At 33.5% G+C, this 19,387-nt stretch carries 19 protein-coding genes and 2 tRNA genes; 15 read left to right on the forward strand and 6 right to left on the reverse strand.

The window, feature by feature from the left end; all coding sequences use genetic code 11:
• The first annotated feature begins 441 nt into the window (after positions 1–441).
• The 6 genes from ACPWTF_RS14570 to ACPWTF_RS14595 all read left to right on the forward strand — a co-directional run bounded on the left by ACPWTF_RS14570 (position 442) and on the right by ACPWTF_RS14595 (position 7,065).
• A tRNA-Asp gene (locus ACPWTF_RS14570) sits at positions 442–515 on the forward strand.
• 274 nt (positions 516–789) lie between these two features.
• On the forward strand, positions 790–1,614 hold the full coding sequence (locus tag ACPWTF_RS14575; protein WP_250834377.1) for an AraC family transcriptional regulator: 825 nt from the start codon (positions 790–792) through the stop codon (positions 1,612–1,614).
• 441 nt (positions 1,615–2,055) lie between these two features.
• Entirely contained in the window at positions 2,056–3,348 is a 1,293-nt protein-coding gene (locus tag ACPWTF_RS14580) for a TolC family protein (protein ID WP_427871771.1), read from the forward strand.
• Between the two features lie 89 nt (positions 3,349–3,437).
• A complete protein-coding gene (locus ACPWTF_RS14585; RefSeq protein ID WP_427871772.1) occupies positions 3,438–4,490 on the forward strand; it encodes an HlyD family secretion protein in 1,053 nt (350 codons plus the stop codon).
• A 1-nt stretch (position 4,491) separates the two neighbouring features.
• Positions 4,492–6,075, forward strand: coding sequence for an MFS transporter (locus ACPWTF_RS14590; RefSeq protein WP_427871774.1), 1,584 nt, complete (start codon positions 4,492–4,494; stop codon positions 6,073–6,075).
• Positions 6,076–6,399: 324 nt separating this feature from the next.
• Positions 6,400–7,065 carry an HAD family hydrolase gene (locus tag ACPWTF_RS14595; protein ID WP_427871775.1) on the forward strand — a complete coding sequence of 222 codons (666 nt, stop codon included), beginning with the start codon at positions 6,400–6,402 and terminating at the stop codon, positions 7,063–7,065.
• A 221-nt stretch (positions 7,066–7,286) separates the two neighbouring features.
• Here the strand turns inward: ACPWTF_RS14595 and ACPWTF_RS14600 are convergent, their stop codons facing one another.
• Together ACPWTF_RS14600 and ACPWTF_RS14605 are read right to left on the reverse strand one after the other, a co-directional pair.
• Positions 7,287–8,078, reverse strand: coding sequence for a hypothetical protein (locus ACPWTF_RS14600; RefSeq protein ID WP_427871777.1), 792 nt, complete (start codon positions 8,076–8,078; stop codon positions 7,287–7,289).
• An 874-nt stretch (positions 8,079–8,952) separates the two neighbouring features.
• The gene (locus tag ACPWTF_RS14605; protein WP_427871779.1) at positions 8,953–9,183 is read right to left on the reverse strand and encodes a helix-turn-helix domain-containing protein; all 231 of its coding nucleotides are present in this window, start codon (positions 9,181–9,183) and stop codon (positions 8,953–8,955) included.
• An 87-nt stretch (positions 9,184–9,270) separates the two neighbouring features.
• On the opposite strand from ACPWTF_RS14605, the gene ACPWTF_RS14610 reads away from it, so the two are divergent.
• Positions 9,271–9,510 carry a hypothetical protein gene (locus tag ACPWTF_RS14610; protein WP_095929767.1) on the forward strand — a complete coding sequence of 80 codons (240 nt, stop codon included), beginning with the start codon at positions 9,271–9,273 and terminating at the stop codon, positions 9,508–9,510.
• Positions 9,511–9,704: 194 nt separating this feature from the next.
• Here ACPWTF_RS14610 and ACPWTF_RS14615 read toward each other — a convergent pair whose 3' ends face one another.
• The 3 genes from ACPWTF_RS14615 to ACPWTF_RS14625 all read right to left on the reverse strand — a co-directional run bounded on the left by ACPWTF_RS14615 (position 9,705) and on the right by ACPWTF_RS14625 (position 11,148).
• Positions 9,705–10,469, reverse strand: a complete 765-nt coding sequence (locus ACPWTF_RS14615; protein ID WP_427871780.1) for a hypothetical protein — start codon at positions 10,467–10,469, stop codon at positions 9,705–9,707.
• Between the two features lies 1 nt (position 10,470).
• Positions 10,471–10,902 carry a hypothetical protein gene (locus tag ACPWTF_RS14620; protein ID WP_427871781.1) on the reverse strand — a complete coding sequence of 144 codons (432 nt, stop codon included), beginning with the start codon at positions 10,900–10,902 and terminating at the stop codon, positions 10,471–10,473.
• 164 nt (positions 10,903–11,066) lie between these two features.
• Positions 11,067–11,148, reverse strand: a tRNA-Leu gene (locus ACPWTF_RS14625).
• A gap of 110 nt (positions 11,149–11,258) precedes the next feature.
• Here ACPWTF_RS14625 and ACPWTF_RS14630 point away from each other — a divergent pair.
• The 7 genes from ACPWTF_RS14630 (at position 11,259) to ACPWTF_RS14660 (ending at position 17,072) form a co-directional block, all read left to right on the forward strand.
• On the forward strand, positions 11,259–12,647 hold the full coding sequence (locus ACPWTF_RS14630; RefSeq protein WP_427871782.1) for a dipeptidase: 1,389 nt from the start codon (positions 11,259–11,261) through the stop codon (positions 12,645–12,647).
• Between the two features lie 379 nt (positions 12,648–13,026).
• On the forward strand, positions 13,027–13,449 hold the full coding sequence (locus ACPWTF_RS14635; RefSeq protein ID WP_427871784.1) for a hypothetical protein: 423 nt from the start codon (positions 13,027–13,029) through the stop codon (positions 13,447–13,449).
• A 19-nt stretch (positions 13,450–13,468) separates the two neighbouring features.
• Complete coding sequence (locus ACPWTF_RS14640; protein ID WP_427871786.1) at positions 13,469–14,431, forward strand: DUF6624 domain-containing protein; 963 nt, start codon at positions 13,469–13,471, stop codon at positions 14,429–14,431.
• Positions 14,428–14,802 (forward strand): BlaI/MecI/CopY family transcriptional regulator, encoded by a 375-nt coding sequence (locus ACPWTF_RS14645; RefSeq protein WP_427871787.1) that lies wholly within the window; start codon positions 14,428–14,430, stop codon positions 14,800–14,802. Before ACPWTF_RS14640 ends, ACPWTF_RS14645 begins: the two co-directional genes overlap by 4 nt.
• On the forward strand, positions 14,799–16,013 hold the full coding sequence (locus ACPWTF_RS14650; protein ID WP_427871789.1) for a M56 family metallopeptidase: 1,215 nt from the start codon (positions 14,799–14,801) through the stop codon (positions 16,011–16,013). The genes ACPWTF_RS14645 and ACPWTF_RS14650 overlap by 4 nt, the downstream gene beginning before the upstream one ends.
• A gap of 55 nt (positions 16,014–16,068) precedes the next feature.
• Positions 16,069–16,515, forward strand: coding sequence for an energy transducer TonB (locus tag ACPWTF_RS14655; protein ID WP_427871791.1), 447 nt, complete (start codon positions 16,069–16,071; stop codon positions 16,513–16,515).
• Positions 16,516–16,700: 185 nt separating this feature from the next.
• Positions 16,701–17,072, forward strand: coding sequence for an energy transducer TonB (locus ACPWTF_RS14660; RefSeq protein ID WP_427871793.1), 372 nt, complete (start codon positions 16,701–16,703; stop codon positions 17,070–17,072).
• 87 nt (positions 17,073–17,159) lie between these two features.
• On the opposite strand, the gene ACPWTF_RS14665 is transcribed toward ACPWTF_RS14660, so the two are convergent.
• Positions 17,160–18,524, reverse strand: coding sequence for a saccharopine dehydrogenase family protein (locus ACPWTF_RS14665; RefSeq protein ID WP_427871794.1), 1,365 nt, complete (start codon positions 18,522–18,524; stop codon positions 17,160–17,162).
• Positions 18,525–18,711: 187 nt separating this feature from the next.
• On the opposite strand from ACPWTF_RS14665, the gene ACPWTF_RS14670 reads away from it, so the two are divergent.
• Positions 18,712–19,098: a DUF423 domain-containing protein gene (locus ACPWTF_RS14670; RefSeq protein WP_427871796.1), complete on the forward strand. Its 387-nt coding sequence runs from the start codon at positions 18,712–18,714 to the stop codon at positions 19,096–19,098.
• The last annotated feature ends 289 nt before the right edge of the window (positions 19,099–19,387 follow it).

Below are 19,387 nucleotides of genomic sequence, written 5' to 3' on the forward strand. Positions count from 1 at the left end.
AGTTTTTCTTTTTTTTCTTAATTCTAATTTTAACCCACAGTTTGTAATTCTGAGGTACGAAGGCACGAGCGAAAGCGAACTGGCGAAGTAATCTCCGCAAGTAACTCTATAAAGATTTTCCATTAATTATATAAAAACATAGCCCGTGGCTTCAACCACGGGAACACAATGTATATAAATACGTCTCCCGTGGTTGAAATCACGGGCTATGTTTAAAAATGAGTGTTTGAAACAACAGGTTATGTGAATGAAAAACTTGCGGACTTTGCGTAAATCTTAGCGCTATTAGCGTTTAAGTAAAAGAAAGTTCCTACTTTTTGATTAAAACTTGAGTTTTTAAAATATTGGAATTTAACCAATTAAAAAATTGTCTAAATTTTATTTGAAAAAACACTTGCAGAAACGAAATTCTGTTGTATTTTTGCACCCACAATAACGCAGGGTTTGGTAGTTCAGTTGGTTAGAATACATGCCTGTCACGCATGGGGTCGCGGGTTCGAGTCCCGTCCAGACCGCCTAAGTTTGTAAAAAGCTTCTCTTAATGGGAAGCTTTTTTGTTTTTATACAGTTTATGAAATTTAACCGCAAAGAGCGCAAAGGTTTACGCAAAGTTCGCAATGCTATATCATATAGCTTTGCGAACTTTGCGTTTATAAACGTAATCTTGGAAAAAAATCCTTGCGTGCTTTGCGGTTAAATATTTTTAGACTCCAGTTTTGGAATTTAAAAAATTGGCCCCGAGCGATAGCGAACAGACGAAGCAATTTATTTCTTTCCTATCTTTATATTATGGAACAATCCCCTTTTAAAGTAGACAAATATTACATCAAGAGAGTAGATGCCGATAAGAAAAGCATTTACTGTCATCATGATATAATGGGTGAATTACTGGTTCCAACGCACAAGCACAACAAAGCTCAGATGCTGTATGCAGAAGGCGATGTGGTTTTTGTGACAACTGAAACGAAATCATATTTTTTGCCTGCAAGACATTTTATTTGGATTCCCGCGGGAGTAGAGCATAGTATCGAGCCCAAGTCGGAACATGTGATGATGCGAAATTTGTATTTTCCGGTTGAGAAGGATGAGGATGATTTCTATAAAAGCGAAGGTATTTATCCGGTGAATAATCTACTGCTCCAAATGATGATGTTTACCAATCAGTGGAACGGCGATTTGAAAAAAGGAAGTCCTAGTTTTGTGATTGCAAAAGCCATAAAAGCGATTCTTCCGCAGATATGTCATACGAATTTGCCTTTAGAACTTCCTCAGCCTAAAGATAAACGATTAGGAAAAATTCTTCGACATATCGAAAATAATTTGGGAGAAACGATTCTCTTTGCCGATGTGGCGCATGAATTTGGGTTTAGCGAACGATCTTTGTATCGCTTATTTCAAAAAGATCTCAAGATGTCTTTTATTCAATATTATACCATTCGAAGAATCCTTAAAGCAATTGAACTTTTGTTAGAAAGAAAACTTTCGGTAAAAGAGGTAGCTCTAGAAGTTGGTTACAATAGTGTTCCGACTTTCAGTAATACTTTTTTTAAGATTTTAGGACAAAGACCTTCTGATTACTTAAATGGAGAAGAAATTTTGGAGCGTGGTAAATAGATATTTTTGTTTCGCGCAGATTTTAATAGATTTTAGCTGATTTTGCAGATTCTTTTTTGTTCCATGCGTAAAAAAAATCTCTCGCAGATTCCGCAGATTTGAGAGATTTTTTTAAATGCTTTATAATCTGCACAATCTGGCAAATCTGCGAGAGTAAAAAGAAAAATCTGCGCATATCTGCTAAAATCTATTAAAATCTGCGTGAAAAATCACAATCTAAATATATTTTGTAATAAATTGTTTTTCAGTGATTTAATATAACGTTTTCGGAAAATGAAATTTTAACATTTGTCCGAAATGAATATGTTATTGACTTTTTAGAATCATCCGCCAAGCAAAAAATGAAGGAACTTTGCAGCATAAATTATTCAAATATTCATGTTCCTTACAAAAACAAACTCTAAAGAAGATTGTTTTCCCAGAAGCTTATTGATTTTACTAATGGTATTAGTATTCAGTAGTTTACAAGCTCAGGAAGTTCATACGGTTTCTTTACAAGAAGCGATGAAACTGGCGAAGGAAAACAACAAAAAAATCCTTAAATCTCAACTGGAGATTACGCTCGCTGAGCAAAACATCAAAGAAAGAAAAGAACTTAGATTACCGGATGTACAACTAAACGGGATGTACTCCAGAATTACCAACATTACAGAATTTAAAGGAGATGGTTTCTTAAACGGAAAAGAAGTTACGAAAGCAATTCCTGAAATCTATGAGGTAAATTCAACTTTTAAAATGCCAATTTACGTTGGAAACAAGATTAATAACGCAATAAAAATTGCGAATCAGGAAAACGAAATTGCAAAAATAAAATCGGAAAAAACAGAAAATGATATTGAACTGGAAGTTGTTGCAAACTATCTGGCGATTTATAAAATGATGGAACTTCAAAAGATATTTGAAGAAAACATCAAAGAAGAAAAAAGCCGATTAAAAGAAGTGCAATCGCTTCAAAAACACGGAACGGTAACCAAAAATGAGGTTATACGTGCCGAATTACAGCTTTCAGATCGTGAGTTGAACGCGCTTACAAACTCCAAAAACATTAAAATTGCGCTTCACGATCTGAAGACTTTAATTCAGATTTCGGAAGACGAAGAAATTGCAATCGACACGACTGCAAGTCTGGACGAAATGAACGGTTTAGATCCGTATGATTTTTATCTGAATAAAGCGATGCAGAACGAAGAAATGCGAATTGCAAGTCAGGAATTAAACATCAGTAAAACCGAAATGCAATTGGTAAAAGGGAATTATCTGCCTAGCGTAAACTTCTTCGGGAATTATGGCTTTTATTATCCAAACTACAAATTCTTTCCGCCAAATCCGTATTTGTATACTTTAGGTCAGGTGGGAATCGAGGCGCGTTTTGATCTTTCGGCTTTGTATAAAAACAAGACGAAAGTGGCAAAGGCGAGTACTAAAATCGATGTGCAGAAAATGCAGACTGAAATTATAAAAGAAGAAATTCAAGATCAGTTATACAAAGAGCATACGCAGTATCAGGAAATTCTTGAAAAATTTGTCGTGGTTGACAAAGCTTTGGATTTAGCTGAAGAAAACTACCGAATTGTAAAGCTGAAATACTTAAATCAATTGGTTTTAATTACCGAAATGGTCGATGCTGATAATGCGTTGCTTCAGGCAAAATACAACAAAATCTCTACTCGATTGGATGCTGTTTTGAAACATTACCAAATGATGCATACGGCTGGGATCATGCCTCAGAGCTAAATGCTGGTTAAAGATTAGGCTAAAGCCTTAGAGGAAAGAAGCAAGAGAAAAGATTTAAAAGAAAGAACTTAGATAAAGAGATAAAAAAGATGGTTAAGATAAAAAATGAAACTAAGAGAAATAAAACGTTTCATATATTAATAACAATTATTGCGTGTACGCTGGTTATAAGTGGGGTTATTTTGGGAATTTGGTTTTATGTGTTTAACCGAAACCATGAAGAAACCAATGACGCGCAGGTAGAACAATATGTTACACCAATTATGTCGAGAATTACAGGTTATGTGCAGGAAGTTCGTTTTGACGAAAACCAATTTGTGCATAAAGGAGATACTTTGGTGGTGATCGATAATAGAGAATATAAATCGAAATTGAATGTGGCGCTTGCCGATGTTCAAAATGCGCAACAAAATAGTGTTGTGGCTCAAAAAAATGCCATTAATACAGCAAGTGCAACGGCAATTAACGAGTCGCAATTAGAAGCTGCAAAATCAAATCTTTGGAAAACTAAACTAGAATATGAAAGATATAAAGCTTTGGTAAACGAAGAAGCAGCAACTTCTCAGCAATTGGAAAAAGTAAAAGCAGATTACGAGTCGGCACAAGCGCATTTTCAGGAAATGAAAAACAGAATTCATTCGGCTACTTTGAGCACTTCTGTCGCTGAAGCGAATGTTCCAACAACGCAAACGAATATTGCTTCAAAACAAGCTGTTGCAGATAATGCGGCATTGTTTCTTTCATATACTGTAATCACAGCGCCTTATGATGGATGGATCGGAAAAAGAACTTTACAGCCAGGACAAATGGTAAAAGAAGGACAATCTTTGCTTTCTATTGTAAGTAAAGAAAAATGGATTACAGCGAACTTTAAAGAAACGCAATTGCAATATTTAACTGTTGGGCAAGAAGTTGAAATCAAAGCAGATGCAATAAGCGACAAAGTTTTTGTGGGAACAATTGCTTCGTTATCGCCTGCGAGTGGTGCGAGATTCTCGTTGCTACCTCCAGATAATGCGACTGGAAACTTCGTAAAAATTGAACAAAGAATTCCAGTTAGAATTCAGTTAAAAGAACAAGACAAACAAACCGATTTTTTAAGAGCAGGAATGAACATTACGGTTGTTGCTGCACACAAATAAAATGGAAGATAAAAGTATATTTAAATCATGGGTTCCAAAATGGGCGATCATTATTATTTTGTTCGTTTGTTTGTTGCATTCCATGATTTTATTGGGAGTTTATACGTCAAACGTAACGTATGCGGCGAGTTTTCTGGATATTGAGCCAGAAGATTTGCAGTTTGCGATGTGTGTTACGTACGGAACTCTGCTGGCAACCATTTTAATAGAAAGCCGATTTTCGAGTTTTTTTCCTGCAAAAAATTACCTGATGGCGGTTTATTCCTTAATCGGAATTACCATTATTTCATCAGCTTATATTACTAATTTTTCGGTTTTTTTATTGATGAGAGTTGCCGAAGGAATCCTGATGGCGCTTCCTGTAATCACGATCAGACAATTGCTTATTGAGCAGTTCAATACTAAAAATGCCATTATTATTGGGTTTTCATTTTACTACGGCGCGCTGTTGTTGTCTACGCCTTTTATTATGAATATCGCTGTGTGGTTTCTCGATCATTACGACTGGAAATATATGTTGTATGTTTCGGGCGGACTACAAGTTTTAAACGTCTTTTTAATCTTAGTTACTTTCAGGGGGCACCGAATTACAAAGAAGATTCCGTTGTATCAAATCGACTGGATGAGTTATTTTTTGGTTTTAATTTCGATTCTTTGCGGTGCCTACTTTTTTGTTTATGCTGAGAAAAAATATTGGTTGCAGTCTTCAGAAATGGTTTTAATCTTGATGATTTCGCTCATTACGGGCGGATTATTCATTTTTAAAGAACGTTTAGTAAAACGACCAAGTTTTAATTTTGAAGTTATAAAATACGCCAATCTGCGAATAGGATTTTTATTGTTTTTCCTTTTCTATATCAGCAGAGCAACACTGAGTCTTTGTCATTCGGCAATGTTTTCAATCTGGAATTGGGATCCTTCTCGTGTTGCGGGCGTTCAGTATATAAACGGATTAGGAAACGTAATCGGACTTATTTTAGCCGCATTTTTTCTGATGAAATCTGTTTCGACTAAAATTATTTTTATGATTGGTTTTACGCTTATTGCTATTTTCCATTTCTGGTTTACGTTTCTTTTTGTGCCAGATATTGCACTAAGCGATATTATCATTCCCTATATTTTGCAAGGAATCGGTGTTGGATTTTTATTTGTTCCGCTCATCTTATTTACCACATCATCGGTTCCGGCAAATATGGCGGTTTCTTCGGGAATTGTTGGGGTTTCTGGACGTTTTTGGGGAAGCACAATTGGCTTCTGCGTCATGCAGAATGCAATGGTTTTCTTGAACAAAAAACACTTTCTCAAATTAAGTCAATTTGTTACTGGTGAAAATCCAGAAGCACAGCAAACCATTGCAAGCACAACTCAAAGTTTTATTGCCAAAGGATATTCGGCAGATAATGCAAATGTTTTGGCCATGAAAAAGGTTTTCAGTACAATCACAAAACAATCGACTTTATTGGCCGATATGGAAATTTATACGATTGTTGGTTATGGTTTAGTGGTTTTGATTATTCTAATTGCATGCAATCAGCATTTAAGACAAACCATGACTCTGGTTAAAAGTAAAATTTGGATCGGCTAGAAAGCAAATCCCAATTTTTTAAATTCCAAATTCCAAAAGGCGTAAAGTTTTATTTTTAAAGCCACAGATTATAAAGATTAAAAGGATTTTTGTTTCACGCAGATTCGGCAGATTTTAGCAGATTTAATTTTTGAGATTTTTAAAAATAAATAATCTGCGCTTATCTGCTTAAATCTTTTTAAAATCTGCGTGAAACAAAAAAACCTTGCGACTTCGCGACTTTGCGAGATTCAAAAATAATCTTAGCTAATCTCTGCAAAAAAACCTCCGCGCAACTCTGCGGAAAAACTTATCTTGCAACCGTTAAAACAACAAAACAAAATTATGAGCCAGCAATGTGTAATTTTTGATATGGACGGCGTGATTTCGCACACCAATCCGCATCATGTAATCGCTTTTGAAAAGTTTTTCGATAAATATAATGTTCCGTATACTCAAGAAGAATTTGAAGAACATATGTACGGAAAACACAATAGTTATATCATGACGCATTTCTTCAAACGTCCAATTGAGGGAGAGGAATTGATTAAGCTTGAAGACGAGAAAGAAGGAATGTTCCGTGAGATTTACAAAGACAAAGTCGAAACGATTCCGCATTATATGGATTTTTTAAACGAATTAAAATCTCGTGGATTCAAAACTGCAGTTGCCACATCGGCGCCGCGTGCAAATTTGGATTTGATCGCCAATTTCCTGAAACTAGACGAAAAAATGGATTCGATGATGTCCAGCGAAGACGTTACATTTCATAAACCAAATCCCGAAGTATATCTAAAATCGGCAGAACGCGTTGGAGTTTCTCCTTCTGATTGTGTGGTTTTCGAAGATTCTTTTTCGGGTGTTACAGCAGGACTAAATGCCGGAATGAAAGTCGTTGGAGTTTTGAGCACGCATACCAAAGAACAGCTTCCGCCATGTGATTTTTATATTAATGATTATAGTGAAGTGAATGTGGATAAGATTATTGAAATATTAAATTCCAATTCTTAAAATTCCAAATTCCAAATCTGCATGAGAGGCCTTTGTCAAAGTTTTAAACTTTGACAAAGTTTGTTTTTTTTTTTTTTCATATTGTAACCACAATCTTGTCATTTCGACGAAGGAGAAATCTCCGTAAGTAACTCCGTAACGAAAAGCCAATCTTTGTAGAGCTTCTCGCGAGGATTTCTCCTTCGTCGAAATGACAAACTAGATGGACTTTTACAGCAGAATCAATACTTCTCCTCCAAAAAAGCAATCCAGCCTTTTTCAAATTCCTCTTGCGTTACATTCAATGTTTTTTCGATATTGCCAAAAGACGCAATCAGTTTGGGCAGAATGTCTTTTCCCCATTTTTGGGTCATATATTCGATTATCGTGTAGCCAATATTATAAATCTGATTGCCGTTATTAAGATCTTCTAAAGTCAAGTTTTTGCTTTTGGCATATTTCACGCTTAACATATTTACTTCTTCTGCTTCAAACATACTAATTGATTCCCAAAGCCAACGCGGATATTTGGCTTTGAATTTTTTATCAAATTCCCTTTCAAAAGTCAGTCGGTCTTGGGTGATTATGGTATCTTTTGCTTTGTGTATTAATAGGTTCAGCTGAACGCAATGCGTAAACTCATGCAAAGCCGTTTTGAGCGGATCGTCTGGAAAGATAGAATTAAACCAATTCGTCCATACAAAATGAAATTCGTTTGGACCACGACTTGTGCCTTTCGTGTTTTCTTTTAAGCCCGTAGCTTCATTGAACTTGAATTGCGAACCGTAAACAAAAACCTTTATCGGGTCGTGTTCTACGTCTTTTAGATTTTCTCTTATTCTAGAATAATTTTCCTCGAGATGTTTGCTGACTTTTTCGGCCTCGCTTTTATAAATTCCGTTATAGGAAACAATAAAATGCTCCGATTTAAGAGTTTTGGTTTCGTGCTGAACAGTAAAACTTCGAACCGTTCTCGCAAAATAAAAGACAGCAATAATTGCTAAAAAAATGACTAGTAATCTGTATTTTCTCATGTGTTCTAATTGTTTTTTTTGAGATTTAAAAACAAGTGAAATTTTGAGAATTAGGTTTTTGGTGTTTTAAAAATAAGAATATTTAAATACTAAAGCATAAAATAATTAAAGAAATTTCTGAATTTATAGTTTTTGGTGGTTTTTAATCTCGCAAAGTCGCAGGGTCGCAGAGTTTTTTTTTATTTAGCCACAGATTATTAAGATTAAAAGGATTTTTTACGCATTGTAACCATAAAGTATTGTCATTTCGAGGAACGAGACTCGAGCGATAGCGAATAGGCGAAGCAAATCTCCACAAGTAACTCTGCAAAGTTTTTTCCGCATTGTAACCATAAAGTATTGTCATTTCGAGGAACGAGAAATCTCCACAAGTAGCTCCGCAACGAAAAGCTAATCTTTGTCGAGTTTCTTGTGGAGATTTCTCCTCCGTCGAAATGACAAACTAGACGGATATGCTTTATGAAATAAGAAAGTTAAATGAATTACCTCCTGCTTCAGCTGGAGGTTTTTTTTATGTTTAAAAAAAGAAAAGGCTTTAGCCGAAAGAAAAATTATAGAATAAACATTGTGATTGTCATTGCAATAAATAGATAAAGAAAAATCGATGCGCTTAATAAAAGCCATAAGGATTTTGGAACAATTTTTAATCTTAAATCTTTAATGAGTACAATGGAATTGATAAAAGAAAAAACTACAAGAAATAAATTTAAAAATAAGGTAAAAGTAGCGCCATAGGCAAATATCAAAGTACCTCTAAAACTCTCCAGATAATGTCTCGTAGCGCAACTAAGAAGAAATAAAATAGGAATTATAATAGCTAATTTCTGTGTTAGATCAAGATCTTTGAATTTTGTCAATATGGATTTTGATAAAATCATTTCGAAGGAAAATCAAACAATTCTTTAAGTTCAACATCTAAAGCATTGGCAATTTTTGCAAGGGTCTTTATGCCAGTATTTACTTTCGCAACTTCTAATCTTGCTATTTGAGATTTGTTAATATTACAGTCGTCAGCTAAACCTTGTTGAGATAAGCCTTTCTTTTCACGTAATTGTCTAACGTGAATACCAAGATTAACGAGAAAAGTTTCTTCTGAAATATTCATATTTCAAAAGTGGAAAGATTTATTTTGTTCATGTAGGCTAATTAGCATACAAATTATTATATTTGCTTCAAATAAAAAAATAAGACAATGGCTACAAATGATCTTTCGGAAGAAACAGAAAAGAAACTCTTAGATTTTTTTAATAATGTTATTGATGCCAAAGATTTGGCAAAAGCAATACGGCAATTAAATTATGCAATTGCATTGGTTGTAATGAGGGATGACGAAAGAGGATATGCCTATGCTCAAAGAGAAAACCTAGAAAAAGGTTTTTATTGGCTGAATGAATTAGCCGAAATTTTGCATCCGTATCTGGAAGTTGAATAACAGGAAATAACGTTTTAAAACATCTTCATTTCGACGAAAGGAGAAAAAAGCAAAACCGACAAAAAATTCCAGAGTGATTTCCGCAATTTTTTTTCATAGTTTGACAACCTGTTGGTAATGCTGAAAAACTCCTTTCGTCAAGGTGAATTCGTTTATGAAAATATGAGTGTAGGACTTAAAAGAAATATGGTCTTTTAAAATGGCAAGTCATCAGGTTCCTCAATTTTTTCAATTTGAGGTTTTGGAAATTTATTTTTATAATAAGAATTTAGAAACAAGCCAACCGATGTGACAGAATTTAAAACAAAGAAAGCATATATAGAATCATTTATTAAATAATCTGCTTCTGTTTTTCCGTGAAAATGGGTTTTTTCACTTCTAAGTTTTTCAATAGCCTGATTAATTGCTAAGAGGGAACTTCCAATAGTTTTAATTTCTATTGGATTTTCATCATCTCTTAAGTGAAATTCTTTAAGAATTATTGATGATAGTTTGTATAATGTTTCGTTTCCTGTTACTTTGTTGTTAAATCTTTTATCTTTTAAAATTTCTTTAATAATGCTTTCTAATGCGGAATTAGCTAATCCAATTGCTAAACTCGGGTCGGTATTAATTTGTTTAAGGGCTTTTTCGAAAGTAGAATAGGCTGTTTTGAATTCTGATTTTAATTCATTTTTAAAAGTAGGAATGGATGGAATAAAATCTGGGGTTTCCACTCCCATATCTATAGCTATTTTTAATAGTGTTTCGCCATCTATATTGTGTAAAGTTTGAAGTAAATCAATTTCCTTTGATGGTTTTTCTGCGATTGCGAAATTTTCCCAATTGTAATGATCAGTATCATGCCATTTCTCAATATAAATCCGAACTTCTCGATAAGTTTTATACTCTTCCCAAATAGCATTTTCAACTAATCTAACAAGTTTCATTAAGTATTTGGGAGAAATTAATTCGTTCATTTTACTTGTTTGAATTAAGTGTTATTTTATAAAATTGAGAATTCTCTTTTAATAATTTGCTTTCAAAATATAAAAATTCTGCTTTTACTGTTTCTGCAGTATCTTGTTGATTTAAATTTATTGGATATTTGAGATATTTTGAAAACTTTTTATTGTTTTTATCTGTAAGTGTTATTGTAATATTTAAATCAGTTTTAGTAGTTCTGAAGGAAATACTTTTTGAAGAAGGATGACTTATTTCTTTATAAAGAGTAGCATTATTATGGAAAGGAAATACTAGACGAAACCCGCAATCAAAATCCTTTAATATATTTAATAAAATAATAAAATTCTCTATTCGACTTTTTTCTTCAATTAATTTTTCTTGAGCAGAATTATTTGAAGACCAAAAATAAATTATTAGTATTACCAATATTATTATTACATACCCCATTAGTTAATATATCAAAATGTGATTACTATTTTTAAATAATCAAATATAGAAAAGAATTCTTATGAAATTTAATTAGTGTTTGATTTTCAAAAAAGCAATAATTGCGTGAATAATTAACGTAAAAACAAAAAAGCTTCTGAAAAATCTTCAGAAGCTTTTTTTTGTGCGGATAATAGGACTCGAACCTACACGCCTTGCGGCACCAGATCCTAAGTCTGGCACGTCTACCAATTTCGCCATATCCGCGGTAATTGTGGGTGCAAAGATAGGCATACTTTTGAATTATCAAAGCATTTTTTGAAAATTTTTTTTAATTCTCTTTTTTGTACTTTTGGGTTTCTATAAAAATAATTTAAATGGAAAATATTAAGTCTTACGTTCAACAACATAAAGATCGGTTTATCAACGAATTGATCGAATTATTAAAGATTCCGTCGGTTTCTGCCGACACTGCATATTCTCAAGATGTTATTGACACAGCAGAGGCTGTAAAAGAAAGTTTATCAAAAGCAGGGTGCGATTATGTCGAAACTTGCGACACTCCAGGTTACCCAATTATCTACGGAGAGAAAATTATAGATCCAAATCTTCCAACGGTTTTAGTTTACGGCCACTACGACGTACAACCGCCAGATCCATTAGAATTATGGACTTCACCACCTTTTGAACCCGTTATTAAAACTACAGATATTCACCCAGAAGGAGCCATCTTCGCGCGTGGAGCATGTGACGACAAAGGTCAGATGTACATGCACGTAAAAGCGCTTGAGTTAATGGTGCAAAGCAATACGTTGCCTTGTAACGTAAAATTCATGATCGAAGGTGAAGAAGAAGTTGGTTCTGCAAGTTTGGCTTGGTTCGTAGAACGCAATCAGGAAAAATTGAAAAACGACGTCATCTTGATTTCAGATACAGGAATGATCTCCAACCAACAGCCATCTATCACGACAGGTTTAAGAGGTTTGAGTTATGTTGAGGTAGAAGTTACAGGTCCAAACCGCGATTTGCATTCAGGTTTATACGGTGGAGCTGTGGCAAACCCAATTAATATCCTGGCAAAAATGATTGCTTCGCTTCACGACGAAAACAATCATATTACCATTCCAGGTTTCTACGATAAAGTAGAAGAATTATCTGCAGAAGAAAGAGCCGAAATGGCAAAAGCGCCTTTCAGCTTAGAAAAATATAAAAATGCTCTAAACATTGCTGATATTTATGGTGAAAAGGGATATGTAACCAACGAGCGCAACTCAATCCGTCCGACTTTAGACGTAAACGGAATCTGGGGCGGTTACACTGGCGAAGGTGCTAAAACGGTTATTGCGAGTAAAGCTTTTGCTAAAATCTCAATGCGTTTGGTTCCAAATCAGGAATGGGAAGAGATTACAGAACTTTTTACCAAACATTTTACAAGCATTGCGCCTGCTGGAGTTACGGTAAAAGTTACACCTCACCACGGTGGTCAAGGTTATGTTACGCCAATTGACAGCATTGGGTATCAGGCGGCAAACAAAGCGTATACAGAAACGTTTGGAGTTCCTGCGATTCCGGTTCGTTCTGGCGGAAGTATTCCGATTGTGGCTTTGTTTGAGAAAGAATTAAAAAGTAAAACAATCTTAATGGGATTTGGTTTGGATAGCGATGCGATTCACTCGCCAAATGAGCATTTCGGGATCTTTAATTACTTGAAAGGTATTGAAACTATTCCGTTGTTTTACAAGTATTTTGTGGAATTAAGTAAATAAGTTTTTTTGCCGCGAAGGCGCTAAGGCACTAAGTTTTTTTTGCTCGCAAAGTAGCAAAGTAGCAAATATTTTTTGATACTTTGTCAAAGTTTTAAACTTTGACAAAGTTGAATTTAGATATAGAATCCGTTCAGAAATGAGCGGATTTTTTTATGGGCGTTCCCTTCGGTCGGGCTTTCGGCTATATCTTTTATTCCGCTCCGCTACATAAAAGGATGCCGCCTCAATCCCTAACGCATTTAGGTAAATCAAGAAAATTTAGGTTATAAGAACTTTTAAGTCTTAAGATATCAGAATCTTAAAAAAAATATTTGCAAGTTTGAAAATTAATTCTACATTTGTAGAACAGCATCTATAGTTGTAGAATTAAGACGTAAATATGAAAAACATCTTTTTATTATTTCTTTTAGGTTCAATGCTTTTGGGTTGTAAAAGTCAGCCGATTAATCAGAAGATTGACAAGAAAAAAGAAGGTGTTTGGATTGATACCTATTCACAAGACGGAACAGATTATAAATCGTATGAATATTATAAAAATGATCTTCCGGTAAAAAAGTGGAAATCCTACATTAACGGAAAAATCTACAAAACGGAGAAATACAAAAACGGAATCTGTATCGTAAAAAGTTATTACGAAAACGGAAAACTGGAATCGAAAGGGAAAACAAAATTAGAAACGAATTCGGTTGAAACGCATTGGTTTTATTTTGGAGAATGGAAGTTTTATTCGGACAAAGGAAAATTAAAAGGAATCAAAAATTACGAAAAAGGAGAATTGATTTCGGAACAAAATATTAGATAAACCAACTAACCTCTAAAACATGAAAAAAATAATTACACTCTCTTTATTAGTGATGAACTGTATTTTTCTGCAAGCCCAAACGTATAAAGAATGGGTTCGTAAAGCAGATTCTTGTTATACAGCAAAAAACTATGAATTGTCTGTTTCGTATTATGAAAAAGCGTTTAAAATAGAACAGAAAGACGATCGAGACTTATACAACGCAGGCTGTTCTGCTTCTATGGCAAGGCAGCATAAAAAAGCATTTAAATGGCTGAATCTTTCTATCGATAACGGATACGAGAATATTGCCCATCTTAAAATTGATAACGATTTAAAGTCTTTGCACTCAGAAAAACAATGGAATAAAACAATTGATAAGCTGCAAAAGAAGTTAGATATTATTGGAGCAAATTATGATAAAGTGCTGGAAAAACAGCTTGCAGAAATTTATACCGAAGATCAGGAAATTCGAGGAGAATTTATGAATGTTTATAGAGCTTCAAAACCCGATAAAAAGAAAATTGACAGCATTGGTAAAATCATGGAAAGAAAAGACAGTATTAACCTCATTAAGGTGATGAAAATATTGGACGAAAGAGGCTGGTTGGGAAAAAATGTTGTAGGTTCTCAGGGAAATCAGACTTTGTTTCTGGTGATTCAGCATGCCGATTTAAAATACCAACAAAAATATCTGCCTATGATGAGAGAGGCGGTTAAAAACGGAAATGCCAATCCAGGGAATCTGGCCTATTTGGAAGATAGAGTGGCTTTGAGAGAAGGAAAAAAACAAATTTATGGCAGTCAGAGTTCAATGAATAAAAAGACTAATAAAATTCGGATAGCGCCAATGATAGATCCAGATAATGTCGATAAAAGGCGTGCAGAAGTCGGACTTGGAACTATGGCCGAATATGCGACAAAATTGAATGTTGAATGGAATTTGGAGGAATATAAAAAGGAATTGGCCGAAACAGAAAAACTTGAAAACACAAAACCATGATACAATTATCAAATGCAGAAGAACAATTAATGGAGCATTTATGGAAGCTTGAAAAGGCTTTTATGAAAGATTTGCTCGAAGCGTATCCTGAACCAAAACCAGCAACAACAACCGTGGCGACGCTTTTAAAACGAATGATCGATAAGAAATTTGTGGCGTATACCGAATTCGGAAATTCGAGAGAATATTATCCGCTGGTCAAGAAAACAGACTATTTTGCAAAACACGTAAAAGGATTAATTAGTAATTTCTTTAATAATTCGGCTTCACAGTTTGCTTCATTCTTTACAACTGAGACCAATTTATCGGCTTCAGAACTAGAAGATCTTAAAAAAATAATCGATTCAGAAATTCAAAAAAAGAAGAAATGATAACGTATCTTTTAAAATCCGGTGTACTGCTTGTTGTTTTTTATGCGGTATATAAATTGTTGTTAGAAAACGAAAGAATGTTTCGATTCAATCGTGCTTATCTTCTCGGAAGTTTGGTTTTTAGTCTAGTTATCCCGCTGCAATTGTTTTCGATTGCATCATTTTTTTCGTCAAAAATTAAAACAATTCAGCTGGATGAAATAATGATTGTGTCTAATCAATCAATCTTAAACAAAGTTTCATACAATGAAATCGTATATTTCTTTTTAAGTGCAATTTATGTTCTCATTGCAACAATTTTATTGATTCGATTTGCTGTAAATGTTTCTTCCTTTTTCTTGAAAATGAAAAAGAATTCGGTACAATTTATAGACAATCAGAAACTTGTTTTAATGAAAGAATCGGTTTTACCACATTCTTTCTGGAATGCTATTTTTATTAGTAAAGAAGATTTTACAAATGGAAAAATTCCATCAGAATTAATAGCTCATGAAAAAGCACATTTAGAGCAAAAACATACTTTGGATATTCTTTTTGTTGAGGTTTTGCAAATCGTATTTTGGTTTAATCCGATATTTGTTTTGTTTGAAAAAGCCATAAAGCTCAATCATGAATTTTTAGCTGATGAAGCTGTAAATAAAAAATTTGGAGAAGTTAGAAGTTATCAGAACTTATTGTTGCAATTTGCTTCAAATAAACATACCGTCGTTTTGGCAAGTACTATCAATTATCAAATAACAAAAAAACGTTTGCTCATGATGACTAAAGAAAAATCGCCAATTGCAATGGTTTTAAAAGTGAGTTCTGTAAGTGTCGTTTCTATTTTATTGTTAATTGCTTTTAATTCGGAAGCTACTGCGCAAACCAGTTTTAATGGAAAAAACAGTATTGGCGTTAATGAAAAGGCAGATGTTAAACAACCACAATTTCCTGGTGGAATAGAAAAGTTCTATATGTTTGTGGGACAAAATTTTAAAATGCCAGAAGAATTTTCGAAACAAAAAAAGGATGGCAAAATTTTTATTGAGTTTATGGTCGAAAAAGATGGAAGTTTGTCTGAATTTAAAGTCGTAAAAGATTTAGGTTATGGAGTAGCAGAAGAGGCGACTCGAGTTTTAAAACTTTCTCCAAAATGGATTCCAGGAAGCGAACACGGAAAACCTGTTAGAGTCCTTTATACTTTACCAATTACTATTCAAAATAATAATTAGCAAAAAATTTAAAAGAAATAAGAATTAGTGTAGATTTGTAAAAAATATGCTACAAATGAAACCATTTTCTAATTTAATATTTAAAGTTGCTTTTTCCTTTTTTTTACTGCTTTCATGTAATTCAAAAAGTTGGGCACAAGAAGTAGAACTAATAGATCTTTCTGCTAAATCTGATAATACTGTAAGTGTAGAAACTCAGGCAGAATTTCCTAATGGTTTAACCGATTTTTACATCTTTTATGCTCAAAATTATAAGATGCCTGAGATTGCTTACGAAAAAAAAGTAGATGGAAAGTATTATATACATTTCACAATTGAAAAAGATGGGTCTTTATCTAATATAAAAATTGTAAAAGATTTAGGATATGGTTTGGGTGCCGAAGCTATTCGTGTTATGAAAATCTGCCCAAAATGGATTCCAGCAACTAAGGATGGCGAACCTGTAAGTTCTAAATTTATTTTACCGATGGTTGTTCAATTGGCGAGACCTTTAGGGCATTAAATAAAAACAAAAAAATCCGTTCTTTTTGAACGGATTTTTTTTTGTTCTGGCGCTAAAATTGGAACAACTTTAATTAAAGTAAAAATCTATATTTGTAAGTATAGTATATAATATTTAGCGGTTAAACAATTAAAAATATGAAGAGAATATTTACTCAGAGTTTTGTATTACTAATATTGATTTTCATGAGTACGAAAAGTATGGCTCAGGAAAATACTTCGAAAGATGAGGATAGACCTTTGGAAATGAAGGTTGATAGCATTGAGAAAAAGCCTGATTTTCCAGGTGGAATAAACAAGTTTTATAGGTTTGTGGGCAAAAACTTTAAAGTTCCAGAAAAAGCACTGAAATATGGAGGAAAGGTCAAACTGCAGTTTATTATTGAGAAAGACGGTACGCTATCTGATGTTAAAGCAGTAGAAGATATAGGGTATGGAACCGGTGAAGAAGCTGTTAGGGTTATAAAACTTTCTCCTAAATGGATTCCAGGCTCAAACAATGGTTTGCCAGTACGAGTATTGTATAAATTGCCCATTACGCTTACCCCAGCTATTTAAAAGAAAAAAATCCGCTTCTGATGGGAGAAGCGGATAAAATTAAAAACTAATTAAAAAAAAATCTAAAAATAAACATGCAGATCCAGACTAAAACAGGTCCGGATTGTATCCAAAATAAGGCACATTTTGTTCGTTAAAAATGACCCCATATTCTTCTAACTCTTTCAAAATTGGTTCATACACTTCTTTGTTAATAGGAAGCTGAACGCCTGGAGTTGTAATTTTTCCGTTTAAGATTAATAAAGTGGCAATTGCAACCGGAAGCCCGACTGTTTTTGCCATTGCGGTATAGGTCTGGTCTTCGCCGATACAAACCATTTTTGAATCGATTTGTTTCTTTTCTCCATTTAGTTCATAGCCAAATTTATGATACATCACAATCATATCTTTGTCCTCTGGTTCAAGAGCCCAGCTGTCAGTCAGAATTTTTTCTAAGATTTGAGCCGGAGTAGCATTTGGCAGATTTACCTTTTTATCTGGGTTAAATAAATCCAATTCTAAAAGTTTATCCCACATAATATCGTCCTGATCGATTTTTAGAATCAATCGAGTTTTAATTTCAACAGAATCAGTTGGATGATACGGAAGGAAAGAATTGATGAACTGACGATAACTCATATTTTCTGACCCCTCTAAAACATAGCTATCATCAGTCATCCCGAGCTGTACAAACATATTCCAAGCGCGAGAATACCCCACTCTTCTGATTGTGCCTCTATATAATGTCAGAATATCATCCAAGCCATAAACCGAACGGTATTTAAGAGAATCCCGATTCGAATAGGCTTCAAATTTTCCGTAACCTTCTACTTCTAGAAATTCAGTTCTTCTAAACAAAGCACTGTACGGAATATATTTATAAGTTCCTTCCTGAATAAACTTCGCAGCGCCGCCTTGTCCTGCTAAAACAACATTACGAGGTGCCCAAGTAAATTTGTAATTCCATAAATTATTGTCAGATTCAGGAGCTACAAGTCCGCCACAGAAAGATTCAAACAAAAGCATTTTACCGCCTTTCGATCCGATTTCGTCAATAACTTTCATGGCACTCATGTGGTCGATGCCTGGATCGAGACCAATTTCATTCATGAAAATCAGATTGTTTTTGATGGCTTCTTCGTTTAAAGCTTGCATGCCATCACTTATATAAGAAGCTGTAACAAGATGTTTTTTAAATTCTAAACAATCTTTTGCAATTTCGATATGCAAATGTGCAGGAAGCATAGAAATTACTATTGACGCATTTGCAATAGCTTTTTTTCTTTCATCGGAATTAAAAATATCTAAGGCAAGCGGTGTGGCATTCGGATGATTCTGAGTCTTTGCTTTTGCGAGATTCAATGAAAGATCGGCTACGGTTAAATGCAGCTTTTCTTCATTAGATTTTGATAGTAAATATCGAATCAAAGACGATGCAGATCTTCCTGCTCCAATTATTAAAACGTTTCTCATGTCTCAAATATTTAACGCAAATATATTTAAATGTTATAAATATAACAATTCAAATTAAATAAAATTCAATTTATTTTTTGGAATAGGATAAAAAATAACCTGATTTTGTTCTAAATAATCCAACAACTAAAGTGTTTTTTCGGTTCGTTTGAAGTATTTTTGTTTCAAATTTCAAAAGAGATATATTATGAAAAGAAGAATCGTTTTAACTGGAGCTTTTATCGGTATGTTAGCTATTATTTTGGGTGCTTTTGGTGCTCACTTATTGAAAAAATATCTTTCAGTTGATCAATTAAATACTTTTGAAGTTGGTGTTCGTTACCAAATGTATCATGCCTTATTTCTTCTCTTTTTATCGACTCAAAAAGATATAGCCGAAAAGACCTTAAAAACGATCTATAATTTTGTAGTAGCAGGTGTTGTTCTTTTCAGTGGTTCAATTTATGTATTGTCTACAAAAGACTACACTTTGTTTGAATCTAAAATTATCGTATTCGCAACTCCTGTGGGTGGTTTTCTATTAATTATTGGTTGGGCGCTATTATTCTTTACGATATTGAAGAGAAAATCATAAAATCCCGAAAAAAAAATTCTGTCTAAGAATTAATCTTTAATTTTGTCACATAAATAACATATAACTTTATTTATGTGACTTTTTTGTATTTTCTGTTGTCAAACAAAAATAATATAACAAATTCGCTTATAAGGTTGTAAATAAACAAATTAGAGGCAGTTATTTTTTTCTTTTTATAATTTTTAAAGTGAAATTTCTCTTTTTTCATATAAATTAAAGTGAAATTTAAGTATTTTAAAAGAAATAAAAATAAATCTGTAATTTTGCTTTAAACAAAAAATCACACACA

The organism is Flavobacterium sp. MMS24-S5 (genome assembly GCF_050320125.1).
Taxonomy (GTDB): Bacteria; Bacteroidota; Bacteroidia; order Flavobacteriales; family Flavobacteriaceae; genus Flavobacterium; species Flavobacterium tyrosinilyticum.